The 14,980-nt window shown below is 32.9% G+C and carries 8 protein-coding genes; 5 read left to right on the top strand and 3 right to left on the bottom strand.

Annotation, left to right across the window (positions count from 1 at the left end):
* The first annotated feature begins 756 nt into the window (after nucleotides 1–756).
* A complete protein-coding gene (locus FS85_RS0105830; RefSeq protein ID WP_010135170.1) occupies nucleotides 757–1,494 on the top strand; it encodes a response regulator in 738 nt (245 codons plus the stop codon).
* Between the two features lie 91 nt (nucleotides 1,495–1,585).
* Complete coding sequence (locus FS85_RS0105825) at nucleotides 1,586–6,025, top strand: chemotaxis protein CheB (protein ID WP_010135169.1); 4,440 nt, start codon at nucleotides 1,586–1,588, stop codon at nucleotides 6,023–6,025.
* A 44-nt stretch (nucleotides 6,026–6,069) separates the two neighbouring features.
* Here FS85_RS0105825 and FS85_RS0105820 read toward each other — a convergent pair whose 3' ends face one another.
* The gene (locus tag FS85_RS0105820) at nucleotides 6,070–7,953 is read right to left on the bottom strand and encodes a DUF5689 domain-containing protein (RefSeq protein ID WP_010135168.1); all 1,884 of its coding nucleotides are present in this window, start codon (nucleotides 7,951–7,953) and stop codon (nucleotides 6,070–6,072) included.
* 12 nt (nucleotides 7,954–7,965) lie between these two features.
* Nucleotides 7,966–10,536: a TonB-dependent receptor gene (locus FS85_RS15200; protein ID WP_010135167.1), complete on the bottom strand. Its 2,571-nt coding sequence runs from the start codon at nucleotides 10,534–10,536 to the stop codon at nucleotides 7,966–7,968.
* A gap of 33 nt (nucleotides 10,537–10,569) precedes the next feature.
* Here FS85_RS15200 and FS85_RS0105810 point away from each other — a divergent pair, with 33 nt between their 5' ends.
* Together FS85_RS0105810 and tsaB are read left to right on the top strand one after the other, a co-directional pair.
* Nucleotides 10,570–11,625 carry an endonuclease/exonuclease/phosphatase family protein gene (locus FS85_RS0105810; protein WP_010135166.1) on the top strand — a complete coding sequence of 352 codons (1,056 nt, stop codon included), beginning with the start codon at nucleotides 10,570–10,572 and terminating at the stop codon, nucleotides 11,623–11,625.
* Nucleotides 11,626–11,664: 39 nt separating this feature from the next.
* Nucleotides 11,665–12,336, top strand: coding sequence for a tRNA (adenosine(37)-N6)-threonylcarbamoyltransferase complex dimerization subunit type 1 TsaB (gene tsaB, locus FS85_RS0105805; RefSeq protein WP_010135164.1), 672 nt, complete (start codon nucleotides 11,665–11,667; stop codon nucleotides 12,334–12,336).
* Between the two features lie 4 nt (nucleotides 12,337–12,340).
* On the opposite strand, the gene FS85_RS0105800 is transcribed toward tsaB, so the two are convergent.
* Nucleotides 12,341–13,174, bottom strand: coding sequence for a mechanosensitive ion channel family protein (locus FS85_RS0105800; protein WP_010135163.1), 834 nt, complete (start codon nucleotides 13,172–13,174; stop codon nucleotides 12,341–12,343).
* A gap of 149 nt (nucleotides 13,175–13,323) precedes the next feature.
* On the opposite strand from FS85_RS0105800, the gene FS85_RS0105795 reads away from it, so the two are divergent.
* Nucleotides 13,324–14,980: inorganic phosphate transporter (locus FS85_RS0105795; RefSeq protein WP_010135162.1), on the top strand; the 1,657-nt coding region annotated here is incomplete at its 3' end.

The following is a 14,980-nucleotide window of genomic DNA, read 5'->3' as shown; positions in this document are numbered from 1 at the left end:
TTTTTTTAATAAAATTGTAAAAAAATGTTGGTGCCACAGCACCAACATTCTAAAACAAACAAAACAGTACTTTATGTTAAAATGAATTTTTCAGTAAGACTTTGCTAAGTACAGTAACAAAACCTTGTCTTAAAGTTAGGGTTTACCAACTTTTTTAAGCTATAAAACAACTAACCAAATAAGACACAAAACTAACAATCCCCGACATTATTAAATATAATTTCTAAAAAAGAAAAATGCTGACCCAAACAAATGAGCCAACATTTTTGAATACCTACCCCTAAGTATTACACTATAAAGATACAATAGTATTGCAACACTCGTCAAAAAACAATACAACCAAACTCGTCAATTTTACGTTCATTTCAGACATTTTTTTTCTAGACACAGATGCAATTGTTTTTAAAAAAAAAAGAAAACATTAACCTAAAAACTCTGCTTAAAAAAAATATTACGATCCTAAAAACAAAAAGCCATAAAAAAACAACAAAGTTGTTTCTTAACAACATAGCATAACATTGCAAGTAGTAATCTAAAAACTATTGGTTAAAAATGATTATTTTTACCTTAGACAATGGTAAAAAAAACTCTAAGATTTACCATTGTTTTAAATACCCCCACATTGTATTGAATTTGACAAAGCTGAAAAGAAAAAGACTGACTACAAACGACTATTTTGGACAAAATAAAATTCAATTCAGACAGTTATACTGTTATTCGTTAAGCCTATGCACATAGCATAAAAAAAATTAGTCAATGGAATTAAACTCTAAAGAAAACTCAATCAAATCCCAAATTTTAGTGGTTGAAGATTCGTATGAGTCTGTTTTATATATCAAATCAATTTTAGATTCAAAATCTTATAATGTCTTAGAAGTAAATTGCGGAGAAAAAGCCTTAGAAATTATTGATACACAGCCTATAGATTTAGTCATTACAGATTATTTAATGCCTAAAATGAACGGATATGAATTGATTAAAGAAATAAGAAAACGTAATTATAACTTTCCTATTATTGTAATTACCGCCATGGAGTCTAGCTCTAAAAAACTTGATATTTTAAGGCTAGGCATAGACAATTATATTCAGAAGCCTTATTTTAAAGAAGAAATTACAGCTGTTGTTGATAGAGCCTTGGTGTATCACAAAACATTATTACAAAATGTAAATTCTAAATCCTTTAGTCAAGATCCAAATGAAACAGAAATCTTTAAAAGAAAATTCGAGAACATTTTGTTTGCTAATATAGACAACCATCAGTTTGGTGTAGAAGATATTGCCGATGAATTTGATATTTCTTCAAGAACTTTAACTAGAAAAACAAAGGCTGTATATGGTCAAACCCCAAATCAATTAATTTTAGAGTTTAGATTGAGAAGAGCCAAAGATATTATAACACAATACCCCAGAACTAGCTTAACACAATTAACCAAAATGGTAGGCTTAAAAAATAGTAGCTACTTAAAAAAGCGATTAAAAAATCGTTACAGTTAAACGTTAAGTTTATTTTTGCAACTATAAAAGAATTGCTTAGACAAGCATTAAAAAACGGGCACTAAATAAGTATAGTCCTAAAACATATTGTATGGAAAATAAAGATTTTTATGTTGTAGCCATAGGGGCTTCTGCTGGAGGCTTAGATGCAATCCAGCAATTATTTGATCATTTGCCAAATAATACAGGTGTTGCCTTTGTTGTAATACAACACTTATCACCAGACTTTATTAGTTTAATGCCCGAACTGCTAGCAAAACACACTAGCATGAAAATCTATACAGCGGAAGACAAGCAAGAAATTAAACCCAACTGTATCTATTTAAACCAACGAAACAAAAACTTACATATTAAGGGCAACAAACTTTACCTTTTAGACAAGGGCCCAAAAAACAATTTAAACTTACCTATAGACATCTTTTTTCATACGGTAGGTGAAGAATTTAAAGAAAAATCTATTGGTATCATCTTATCAGGAACAGGTTCTGATGGCTCTAGAGGAATTAAAACAATAAAAGAAGCTGGAGGTATCATAATTGCTCAAGACCCAACTACAGCACAATTTGATGGAATGCCCAATACTGCCATTGGTACCAATTTGTGTGATTTTATATTACCCATTGAAAAAATAGCAGAAGTGATTTCTAAAATACCAGGACAACGAATTTTGTTAAATACTGAAGTAGACAGTAAACAATCAAATGATGTTATCTTTAACAAAATACTAGAAGAAATACACAAATCTTCTGGAATAGACTTTAGACAATACAAAAAAAACACCTTGATACGTAGGTTGGAAAAACGTATGAATATAAATAATATAGAACTTTTATATGACTATCATGTATACCTAAAAAGCAATCCGAAAGAAAAAGAAATGCTAAAACAAGATTTCTTGATTGGCGTTACTAGCTTTTTTAGAGATATTGAAGCATTTGAGTCTTTAAAGAAAAGTATTATACCTAACCTTTTTAAATCTCAAAACTCTAAAGACCCAATCAGGGTGTGGATACCAGGATGTTCTACTGGAGAAGAAGTATTTTCTATTGCTATACTGATAGATGATTACATGCGTAACAACAAAATCAATCAAGATTTTAAGATTTTTGCCACTGATGTAGATAGTACTGCTCTAGCAACAGCAGGTCAAGGAAGCTTTCATATTAATGTAAGTAATGAAATAGAAAGTTATTACTTAGAAAAATACTTTGTAAAAGCTGGAGATAAGTTATTGATTCACAAACGAATTAGAGAAAAAATAGTTTTTTCTAACCACAACCTTTTAAAAGACCCTCCTTTTATTAGGATGAATTTAATTTGCTGCAGAAACTTATTAATTTACCTAGATTCTAGAACGCAAAGAAAAGTGATTCTTAACTTTCAATTTGCTTTAAATAAATACGGTTATCTATTTTTAGGAAACAGTGAATCTTTAGGTGAAATTGATAAGTTTTTTAAAGTAATAGATAGCAAATGGAAAATTTTTCAAAACGTATCAGACACCAAATTAATTCCAACACAAACCACTCCAGACGATAAAGTTACTACTATTTCTTATCGAAATCCAGTAAGAGACATCCAAAATCCTGAATATAGATTTAAAGAAAATCCAGAAAATGTTTTTCATAGGTATTTAAGTAAAAAATTTAGTCCTTCTTCAATTTTTATTGATAGTGAATTTAACATTCTATTTATTAAAGGTGATGCTGGAAAAAAACTAATGCACAGCGAAGGTTTATTTCAAAACAACCTATTAAAAATGGTTTCTACTGAAATTGCAACCGTAATACGTAATGGAATTAGAAGGTTAGAAATAGAAAACAAAGATATTTTAGTAAAAGATGTTGCGTTTAAACAAAACAACAACGTTTATACTTTTGACCTAAGTTTTCACAGACCCAAACAAGAAGAAGAAGATTTATCGGGTGTTTATCTTGTTCATTTTAGTGAAGACAGAGTATTTAACAGCGATGTTTATGTAATTGAAAATGTACCTATTGATAAATTTTCTAAACAACGACTAGAAGACTTAGAATCAGAACTAAAAGGAACCAAGGCCGAACTACAAAACGTAGTAGAAGAATTAGAAACCAGCAATGAAGAATTACAATCTTCTAACGAAGAACTAATGGCTTCAAACGAAGAGCTACAAAGCACCAACGAAGAGCTGCAATCTGTAAACGAAGAATTATACACCGTAAATGCCGAGTTACAAGAAAAAAACAAACAATTAGAAATTGTTAACAACGATATTACCAACTTACTTAACAGCACAGAAATAGGTACGCTATTTTTAGATGCCAACTTGCGCATTAGAAAATACACCCCAGCATTACAACGTATTTTTAATTTAGAAGATACAGACATTGGAAGGCCTATCACTAGTTTTGCCTCTAACTTTTCAGACACAGTTAGAGAGTTAATTACAAACAAATCAGAACTGGTATTAAAAAAATTATCCTCTGTAGAAGAAGAAATTATGGATCGTGATGGAAATCACTCCTTAATGCGTATTATACCCTTTATTACCATCGATAAAAAAATTGATGGAGTAGTAATTACCTTCGTTGATATTACCAAAGTCAAAGAAGCAGAAATTAACTTAACCAAGAGCGAAAATCTTTTTAAATCAATATTTACCAACGCTGGAATTGGAATTGCCACTGTATCAACCAATAGAAAACCTATTTCAGTTAACCCTGAACTAGAGAATATTATTGGCTATACCAATGATGAAATTTCTAAAATGTCTTTTGAAGAATTTACGCATCCTGAAGATGTAGAAATAGATGTAGTTCAATACAAAAAGCTAATCGAAGGAAAGATTGATTGGTACAGAATGGACAAAAGATACATTCATAAAAATGGGTATGTAATATGGGGACAATTAACTGTTACCGTTGTACGCGATGTTAACAACGAGGTATTGTATTCCGTAGCCTTGGTAAAAGATATTACCGAACATAAAGAAATTGAAAACAAACTAAATCTAGAAAAACAGTTCAACGAACGCATTGCAGAAACCTCTCCTAATGGGATTTATATTTACGACATTAAGAAAGGAACTAATATTTTTACCAACAAGCGTTACAAAGAAATTCTTGGTTATGATATAAACGAAATCAATGCAATGTCTCAAAGTCAATTTACGACTCTTTTTCATCCCGACGATCATCAGGCCATAGACTTGCATATGAAAGAAGTTATTGAAGGTAAAGAGAACTCTAAAATAGAATACCGTTTTAAACACAAACAAGGACATTGGGTTTGGTGCTATTCTATAGACTGTCCTTTTGAGGTGGATGAGAAAGGAGAAGTTGTTAGCTTTATAGGTTCTTTTATTGATTTATCCGAAAAAAAGGATTTTGAAGAAATGCTAAAACAAGCAAAACAAAAAGCCGAAATAGCCAATATTTATAAAAATCAGTTTTTGGCCAACATGAGTCATGAAATTAGAACTCCTATTAATGGAATTGTTGGTTTTGCCGATTTGCTAAAAGAAAAAAATCTATCTATTGAAAAAAGAAATAAATATTCTGAGGTCATCAAAAGTAGCTCAAATCAATTACTAATTCTTATCAACGATATTATTGACATTTCTAAAATAGAAGCTGGTGAATTAAAACTTTTAAAAAAACCATGTCACCTTGGTGAATTGATACAGGATCTAGAGACTACTTTTATTGGAATTAAAAATCAAAAGCAAAAAGAACATTTAAAAATAATTACCGAAATCCCTAAAAAGCATGCCAATCTAACTATAGAAACAGATCCGTTTAGACTGCATCAAGTTCTTTCTAACTTAATTAACAATGCTATTAAGTTCTCCGATGAAGGTACAATTAAATTTGGATTTAACTTAGAAAACAACATTGTAAAATTTTATGTAAAAGACGAGGGGATTGGTATACCTCAAGAAAAAATTAATTTAATTTTCAATCGTTTTGAGCAATTAAGCTATGGAGACTTGGCAAAAAATGAAGGTACTGGACTGGGACTAACCATATCCAAAGGTATTATTGATTTATTAAACGGTAAGCTAAATATTATATCTTCCGAAAATAAAGGTACTATGGTTACTGTAGAGTTGCCTTATATTAAGACAGATGTTTTGCCCAGCAATTTAGAGCAAATCAACATCAAAAACTATCAACAAACCTTATCAGGATCAACTGTTTTGGTTGCTGAAGATGTGCTTATTAACAGAGAATATTTTAAAGAACTTTTAAACTCTTGCGGATGCAACACCCTTTTTGTAGAGAACGGAAAAGAAGCTGTAAAAGTTTATTTTGAAAACCCTGATATAGATATTGTTCTAATGGACATTAGATTGCCTATTATGAGTGGCATAAAGGCCGCGAAACAAATTTTAAAAAAAGACCCAAATGCAAAAATTATAGCACAAACAGCTTACGCTATGGAGTCTGATTATGATAAGTTTTTAGATTTAGGGTTTATAGACTATTTATCCAAACCTATCATTAAAGAACAATTGCTTAATAAAATTGCCATTCATGTAAACGCTAAGTAGTTTGTAAAAACAGAGTGGCACTATTACCCCACTCTATTTTTATTTTATTCTTGTCCTGCTTCTCTTTTTTTAGGACTGTAGCCATTGTCTAATATTTCCCATTCACTTTCTGTAAATGCCCTATTATTAGGCTTATGAATTTCTGGTTTTCTAACTGCAATGCCATCGGTATATTCCCATAGTGTGCCTGTTCCATCTTCATTGGCATTTCCGTACACATCTATCAGTTTTCCAAAAGGATCTATCAACTCATAAGCATCATCTCCATTTCCGTCTAAAGAACTGTTTTCTAAATTAGCAGATAATCCATAAAATGTTCGAAAAACAGTTGTATCTCTTGCAACCAATATAAAACCTTTTGACGGAATTGACAATCCATCCAAAGACATTGGCAATGCAGCTGATGCTTTGGTATTTTTAGAAGAGGTATAATTGTACCGAACCAAAGACCAATTTTTAAGAGAAACAGCCTGGTTTGTTGGGTTGTACAATTCCACAAAACGGGCTTTTGCTTCCGCTGGTGGATCGGCCACCTCTGTAATCATTAAATCTGCTGTTTGGATAGGCTGATAGATTTCCTCTGATTTTCTAGAAAAAGGACTAAAATGATGCGGAGCAAGTTTATTAGCTACCTCTATAGTCCATTCTTCTGGTGTAAAAATAGCATTGGGTTGGTTTATTTCTAAATTTCTATACACTCTACCATCTGTATACTCCCAGTAAGTTGCTGTTCCGTCTACATCTGGTTCTCCAAAAACATCAACTACTTGTCCTTGCTCATTTTTTAATATATAGGCATCATCTCCATTTCCATCAAGTTGATTGCTTTCTAAAGTTGGCTGTACATTAAAAACATCTACAAAATTTGAGTTGTTTTCTGAGGATATTGCTTGTTTTGCAATTACTACAAAACCTTTAGGATTCATTATAATTCCATCCAAAGAAATGGAATAAGCTGTAGTTCCGTTATTCACCCGAACCAACTGCCAGTTTTGCAAATCTACTTCTTGCTCTTCTGCGTTATACAACTCTACATATCTGGCGTTCGATGCATTTTTAGGATCGGCAATTTCGGTTAACAAAACATTAGGTTGCTGTACCTTACAATTAACAAGATTGCCAGCGGGCTGCAAGTCTTTATGCTGATTGAGTATTAAAACAGGTTGCTTCTGAAAATTAATACTATAAATTCCCGTAACATCAAGTTGTTCTTGGGGAATAATTTGATTAGAAAAATCAGCAAAATTACTGGTTTCTAACAAAATAGAATCTTTTCTAAAAAGACCACAATATTCAAGCACACGTTTTCCATCAAAATCATCGGTAGGCAATCCTGCCAAAGGTTTGGTAAATTCCGAAGACTGAAACTGTACAGAAGGAATACGAATAAGCGTATTTAAATCTTTTGAATTTAGCTCTGAAATCAACACACTTTTAGGTATTATTTCTTTGATTTCGTCTAGCTTTACCAAATGCTTTTTAACATCAAACTCTAAAATATCTTTTATGTATGTACTGCTTGGAGCACCTAAAGTTAAAACATTATTGCTAGTTGTTTTCTTAAGACCTTCTAAATTTACCATTACTTTTCTTCCCATTGCAAAATAATTAGAAACAGCTCTTAGTCCCACTCTAACACGCAATCCCATTCTAGGATTGTTGGTTGATGGATTGTTTGCTTTTTCGGTATTTTGCAAATACAGTTCTTTGTAAAAATTTCCTTCTACATCTGTAGAGATTACATACCCTACCACAACCGTATCTTTTCCTATAGAATTGTTGTGCAAATTGTAAAGTTGCTGAAATGTAATTTCTGTTTTCTCTGAAAAATCTATCTCATTGATGGTAGTTTGTGGGTTATTATGATCAAAATCTTCTACACAAGCTATACAAAAAATGGCACAAACGGTATAAATTAAATGTTTCATCTGTTTCTTTTTTTAGAATGAGAAATACAACCCTGTAAAAAACGTTCTTCCGTTTCCTACAAAATATCGATTGCCAAACAAAGCCTGTTCTCTTTGATATTCTTGATACTGTTCGCTATAATTAGCAGCTCTACTACTCGCAAAACCTCCTGTTTTGTAATTGGTTCCTAAAACATTTTGCACCGTCCAAAACACACTAAGATAGTTTTCCTTAAGCTTCCAAGATTTTCCTCCAGACAAATTGATGAGTGTAAAGTTTTTTAACTGCTCTTGTGTTCTAAATCGCCCAACCAAATTACGATCTAGGTTTGCTATAGTGATTCCATTAATTTCTTGAGTAAAATTGTTTGTATATCGGATAGGAGCAATGTCTACAAAACTATTTCTAAAATGGTTCCAACTGACTTTAATTCGCCAATACTTAGAGTCGTTGTATTCTAAAATACAAGAATACGCTTGTTGTGGGCCTACGGATAATTTCTTTCCCTGAATATAGGCTGCTCCCAAATCTTTTTCTCCAGAAACAAATCCTAAACTCTTGGCTACCGCGTCGTTTTCTGCAAACAGCAACAAATTAGGATTGTTGTTGTACGTATAGTCTCCATACCCGACAACTGCTTTTACTCGTGTAGAACTGCTTACATCGTACGATGCTGCAAATTCTACCCCGTAAAACTTTTTCTGTATTCCGTTTAAAACTTCTTGCACAAACAAACTATTTTCATCTAACAACTCGTCATTGGGTTGATCTTGTGCATCGGTACCAAAACCCTCTGCATAATAAAAACCTGTTTCGGTAACATTGCTTTGTATATTGTAATAAGCTGTTAATTTTATAGAATGGTTTAGTCCTCTTCTAATGTAAGACAAAGCATTGGACCACAAGTTTTCAGTATCCAGATTATTCAAAACACGATTGCTTACCCTTGCATTCGGAAAAACCAATTTTACACTGGGTGATTTTTGTAAATAAGCCGATTTAAATGATAGTAAATTACGCCCCGAAAGCTTGTACAATGTGTTTACCTTTCCTTGCAAAGCAAACAACTCAATCGGTTTGCTTTTTCCTTCGGCATCTGCATAATTTTCGTACTTGTACAGACCTTCTCTTTGATGTTGAGTAGATGAAGCCCCCAAAGCAGATACTAGTTCCCACTTTTTAGATGTATACGTTGCTTGTACAAATCCTTGAATATTACTGCTTTCTACTACATAATTGTACTTAAACCGATCTCCTTGGGTAACAATTCTGTCAGGATAATTTACATCGCTTTGAGCTCCTGTAAAACTTGCCACATCTAAATATCCTGTCCCTCCTAATAAATCCAATACTTTTGCATAATTCTCTGAACGAGTTTTGCGATAATCCAAACTTGCATTTAGTTGCCACCTTTCGTTTATTTTACGAGAAAAATTAGAATTCAATTGCCACCTTGTTTCCTCTCTTTGATCGCTGTATAAAACATAAGCATTAGGATTTCCGCTTGCTACCATTTCGGCATTGGCTCGATACAAAAAATCCCAGTCTAACTGTCCGTCTTTTATAAATTGCTGTTCGTAACGATATACATTTTCATAATCTACCGTATTTCTAGACAGCCAATAACTAGGTAAATTTTGATAGTAAGTAGGATCGGGATTAAGTCCTCCGTTGTAATCAATTCTAGAATAGCCTATTTGTCCTTTTTGAAACATCAACGAGTTTTGCCAATAGGTTTTTTCTCCATTCTGATACGTATGTGTTAACAAAAACAAGGGTTCTTCTATATCTCTAACACGAGCATTTCTTTTTTTACCATTTTGATACCCCCAATTTCCATTGTATTTGTTCGATTTCAAGTCAAAAACTTCTTGAGTGTATACTCCTGCTGCTCCCCTTCTATTGGGTGTGTATAAAAAACTTCCTGTAAAACTGTGCTTGTCATCCAAATACTTTTCTGCACTAACCATTACAGAATTTGCTTCGTAAAAAGTACCTGTTCTATACCCTTCATCTCCCCACCTTCTACTAGCCGATACAACGTAATGCCAACTATTATCCAAACTACCAACATGACTTACAGAAGCTTTATTTTGATAAGATCTGTTAGAACGAGCATACGATACTCTAGTTCCTTTTCTAAACAAAGAAGCACGAGTGGTTAAGGCATTTACTCCAAGAGCTCCTCCAAAAGTTTTACTAGCAGCTCCCAAAGGCTCTGTTGCATCTTGGTTTCTATATATTCCATCTACACCTCCCCAATTGTTCCAAGCAGGACGATCGTCGTACAAACGGTTTTGATTAACTCCATTCAATAAAAAAGTAACTTGTTCTGCACCTAAACCACGAGCTCTGTAGAACACTCCTTGATATTCAAATCCTACCGTGTTGAGATAAATATCATCCGAAACAGAAAAAATTCCTGCAATGTTGGCTACTTCTCCATTTTCATCATTCAAATCATCGTCTGTTAAATTGATGGTATGAAACAAATTTTTAGATTTTTCTGTATCAGAAACTTTAAGAGTATCTTGAGCATATAAGCCAACAAAAGAAAACGTTGCACAACAAACACAACGCATACTAAAAGTATATAAATTCATTTTCTTTAGCATTTTTTCAGTAAATTACAACATATGTTATATAATCACAAAATAAAACCTGTAATAATTATATTTTTACTAGTTCATTTTCTGAGTTTTGGGCAAAAATCATATCAAATACAAACGGTTGCTTTCTATAATTTAGAAAACCTTTTTGATACCATTAATGACCCCGACAAGAAAGACGAATTAAGCCCAATGATGGAACTAAAATCTAACAGAAGCTACGTATATTATGACAAACTAAAGAAACTAGCCTCTGTACTTTCAGAAATTGGAAAAGAGCAAAATCCATCTCCTCCAGCACTTATTGGAATTGCAGAAGCAGAAAACCGATCGGTATTAGAAGATTTAATAGCCACACCTCCTTTAAACAAATTTCCTTACGACATCGTTCATTTTGATGCTCCTGACCAACGAGGAATTGATGTAGGTTTGCTTTACCTAAAAAACGTATTTACTCCTATCTTTAGTCAAAACCACGATGCCGAATTGTACAAAGACGGTTTTAAGATAGCCACACGAGATATTTTATTGGTTAGTGGTTATTTAAACAACGAAAAAATTCACTTATTGGTAAACCATTGGCCGTCTAGACGAGGTGGAGCTAAAAAAAGTAGTTTTTTACGAGAACATGTTGCCTTTAGAGATTTACAAATTGTAGAAGAAATTCAGCAACAGGACCCCAATGCTAAAATTATTTTAATGGGCGATTTTAACGACAACCCCAACAATAAAAGCTTTAAGAAAATTTTAAAGACCGAAAAAACCAAAAAGAAAACCAAAACAAAAGAACTCTTTAATCCATTCGAGAAAATGTTCGAAAAAGGGCACAACACACTTACCTATAGAAATGATTTGTTTTTGTTTGATCAAATATTATTTACTGGGAGTTTGTTGTCAAAAAATAATCAATTTAAAGATTTTAGATTTTACAAAGCAGGAATCTATAACCCTAGCTATATGACTCTACAAACAGGAAAATACAAAGGCAGTCCTAAAAGGAGTTTTGCCAACGGAAATTACACGGGTGGCTACAGTGATCATTACCCTGTGTATATCTATTTATTAAAAGAAGAGCATCCTTAAAATAAAATTCTTTAAAGTATCTTTGCCAAAATTTAGATCATGGCACTTATCCTTAATCTCGAAACTTCTACAAAAAACTGTTCGGTTGGCATTTCTAAAAACGGAGTATGCATTGCCTTAAAAGAGCAAAACGACGGACAATATTCTCATGCAGAAAAACTACATGTGTTTATTGAAGAACTTTTGAATGAACACCAATTAAAAGTTACTGATTTGGATGCCATAGCTGTAGGAAAAGGGCCAGGGTCTTATACTGGCTTACGAATTGGAGTATCTGCTGCTAAAGGTTTGGCTTATGCTGCAGAAATTCCTTTAATTTCAGTACATACTTTGCAAGTTTTAGCAAACACTGTAAAACCTAAAGAAGGGCTTATTATTCCTATTTTAGATGCTAGAAGAATGGAAGTATATGCTGCCATTTTTACAAACAACCATCAATTTAAACGCCAGGTACAAGCCGAGATTATAGACCAAAACTCTTATGGAGAACTGTTAGACAATCATCCTATTTATTTTGTAGGTGATGCGGTAGATAAATGCAAAGAAGTTCTTCAACATCCAAATGCTATATTTATAGAAAACCAATTTCCATCAGCTAAAGAAATGAGTGCCTTGTCTTATGCTAAATTTATAAACAAAGATTTTGAAGACGTTGCTTATTTTGAACCTTTTTATCTGAAAGATTTTATTGTTACCCCATCTAAAAAGTAAGTTTTTATTGATTGTGTACATACACCTCTCTTTGAGGAAATGGAATTTTAATACCTGCATCGTCTAAAGCAATTTTACAAACCTCTAACGTATCAAAATACACTTGCCAATAGTCGTCGGGATGTGCATAAGGACGAACAGCTAGTTCTACAGAGCTATCTCCTAGATTTAGAACATTGACACTTGCTGCTGGTAATGTTAACACATTAGGAACCGTAGCTAAAGCAGTTTCTAATACTTTTTTTGCTTGACGGATATCTGCCTCATACGCAACACCAATCACCAAGTCAACACGTAACCTTCCTTCTTCTGTATAGTTTTTTATATTTCCGTTAGACAAAGGACCATTAGGCAAAATAACCAACTGATTTTTTAAGGTGACTATTTTGGTTACAAAAATCTGAATCTCTTTTACCCTACCAGATTCTCCCTGAGCTTCTATAAAATCACCTACCCTAAAAGGCTTAAAAAGCATAATAAGAGCACCTCCTGCAAAATTTCCCAAAGCTCCCTGCAAAGCCAATCCAATGGTTAAACCTGCTGCTCCTAACATGGCCACAAAAGAAGTGGTTGCAATACCTAATTGCCCCATAACGGTTACCAATAGCAATGCTTTTAGAGCCCAGTTCAATAAATCGGACAAAAACTTTTGCAAAGACAACTCTATCTTAGACTTTTGAAACGCATTAATTACCCAAACATCAATTCGTTTTATCAACCAAAGCCCTACAAAAAGAATTACCAAAGAAATGGTAATTTTTACCGTATACTCGGTAATTAGAGGTAAATATTCTTGGAACAATGCTATCAAATCTAGTTCTTCGGTAAAATTTTCCATGAGTAAATTGTTTGCTTAAAAGTAAAAATTATTTGTTGGGTTTTGAATATGGAATACAAAATTTGAAAAAGCCGAAAAAAAAGTAATATTAACTTAACAATAACACCGCTAGACTTGAATACTTTTGTACCGTTTAAAATAAACGATAAATGAACGATATTTATATTTTGATGGTCATTGCTTTGGCCATCTTAGCAATTATTGATTTGGTTGTAGGGGTTAGTAATGATGCGGTTAACTTTCTAAATTCCGCAATTGGTTCTAAAGCAATTCCTATCAAAAAAATTATGATTATTGCTAGTTTGGGTGTACTGGCTGGGGCTTTGTCTTCTAGTGGTATGATGGAAGTTGCTCGTAAGGGAATTTTTATTCCTAGCCAATTTCAGTTCAACGAAATTATGTACATTTTTATGGCTGTTATGATTACAGACATTATCCTTTTAGATGTATTTAACACTTTAGGAATGCCAACATCTACCACCGTATCTATAGTTTTTGAATTGCTTGGTTCTGCCGTAACCATTTCTGTAATTAAAATTTTAGGAAACGATAGCCAAACCATTGCAGACATTTGGTCTTACATTAACCACAAAACTGCGGTAACAATTATTTTAGGAATATTACTTTCGGTAGTGGTGGCATTTAGTGTGGGTGCCATTGTACAGTTCTTTTCTAGATTGATTTATTCTTTTAACATCGAAAAAAGACCTACTTACATCAATGCAATTTTTGGAGGTCTTTCTATAACAGCAATTACTTATTTTATTGTGATTAAAGGACTAAAAGGTTCTAGTATTTACGATCAATTAAAAGACGTAATTACCAACAATACACTAGAAATTATAGGGATTGCTTTTGTAATCTGGACACTTATTTCCTTTTTATTAATTAGTGCTTTTAAAACCAATGTTTTAAAAATTATTATCGGAATAGGTACGTTTTCTTTAGCCATGGCCTTTGCAGGAAATGATTTGGTAAACTTTATTGGGGTGCCCATTGCTGCCTGGAATTCTTACGAAGCTTGGCAAGCTTCTGGTTTACCTGCCGAACAATTATCTATGGGGATTTTGGCAAAAAAAGTACCGTCGAACGATTTGTTACTGATTTTAGCAGGTGCTATTATGGTGGTAACTCTTTGGTTTTCTAAAAAAGCGAGATTGGTTATTGAAACAGGTGTAAACCTTTCAAGACAAGGTGAAGGACACGAAAAGTTTAAACCTAATTCTGCATCAAGAGCAGTAGTAAGAGCAGGAATTAGCATCAACAACTTGTACACTAAAATAGTTCCTAACAAAACACTAGAAGTTATCAACACAAAGTTTAGCAAACCTGTGGTTGAGTTTAACAGAACCGATATTAAAGACTTGCCTGCTTTTGATATGGTAAGAGCTTCTGTTAATTTAGTAGTTGCTGGAATCTTAATCTCTATAGGAACTTCTTTAAAATTACCTTTATCTACAACTTACGTTACCTTTATGGTGGCTATGGGTACCTCTTTGGCAGATAGAGCTTGGGGAAGAGAAAGTGCTGTATACAGAATTGCAGGAGTACTAAGCGTAATAGGTGGTTGGTTTTTAACGGCCTTGGTAGCTTTTACTGCTTCGGCAGTTATTGCTTATTTAATTTACTTAGGAAACATCTTTACTGTTGGTATTTTATTAACTTTTATCTTTGTATTACTTAGTAAAAACTACCTTAAAAAAGACAAAACTCCTGTTGAAGAAAAAATTGAATTAGAGATAGAAAGAAAAGCTACCATTGATAGTATTAGTGATGTTATTGCCGAAAGCTCAGGAAAAATACATG

The sequence above is a fragment of the Ochrovirga pacifica genome (genome assembly GCF_000220525.1).
In the GTDB taxonomy this organism is placed as follows: domain Bacteria; phylum Bacteroidota; class Bacteroidia; order Flavobacteriales; family Flavobacteriaceae; genus Ochrovirga; species Ochrovirga pacifica.
Note: the sequence above shows the minus strand (reverse complement) of the source record. Positions and strands in the feature narration are given on the sequence as shown.

Excerpts from the sequence above, each read along its gene's own strand:
- FS85_RS0105830 (WP_010135170.1), top strand. The coding sequence starts at position 757 with ATGGAATTAAACTCTAAAGAAAACTCAATCAAATCCCAAATTTTAGTG.
- FS85_RS0105825 (WP_010135169.1), top strand. The coding sequence starts at position 1,586 with ATGGAAAATAAAGATTTTTATGTTGTAGCCATAGGGGCTTCTGCTGGA.
- FS85_RS0105820 (WP_010135168.1), bottom strand. The coding sequence starts at position 7,953 with ATGAAACATTTAATTTATACCGTTTGTGCCATTTTTTGTATAGCTTGT.
- FS85_RS15200 (WP_010135167.1), bottom strand. The coding sequence starts at position 10,536 with ATGAATTTATATACTTTTAGTATGCGTTGTGTTTGTTGTGCAACGTTT.
- FS85_RS0105810 (WP_010135166.1), top strand. The coding sequence starts at position 10,570 with ATGTTATATAATCACAAAATAAAACCTGTAATAATTATATTTTTACTA.
- tsaB (WP_010135164.1), top strand. The coding sequence starts at position 11,665 with ATGGCACTTATCCTTAATCTCGAAACTTCTACAAAAAACTGTTCGGTT.
- FS85_RS0105800 (WP_010135163.1), bottom strand. The coding sequence starts at position 13,174 with ATGGAAAATTTTACCGAAGAACTAGATTTGATAGCATTGTTCCAAGAA.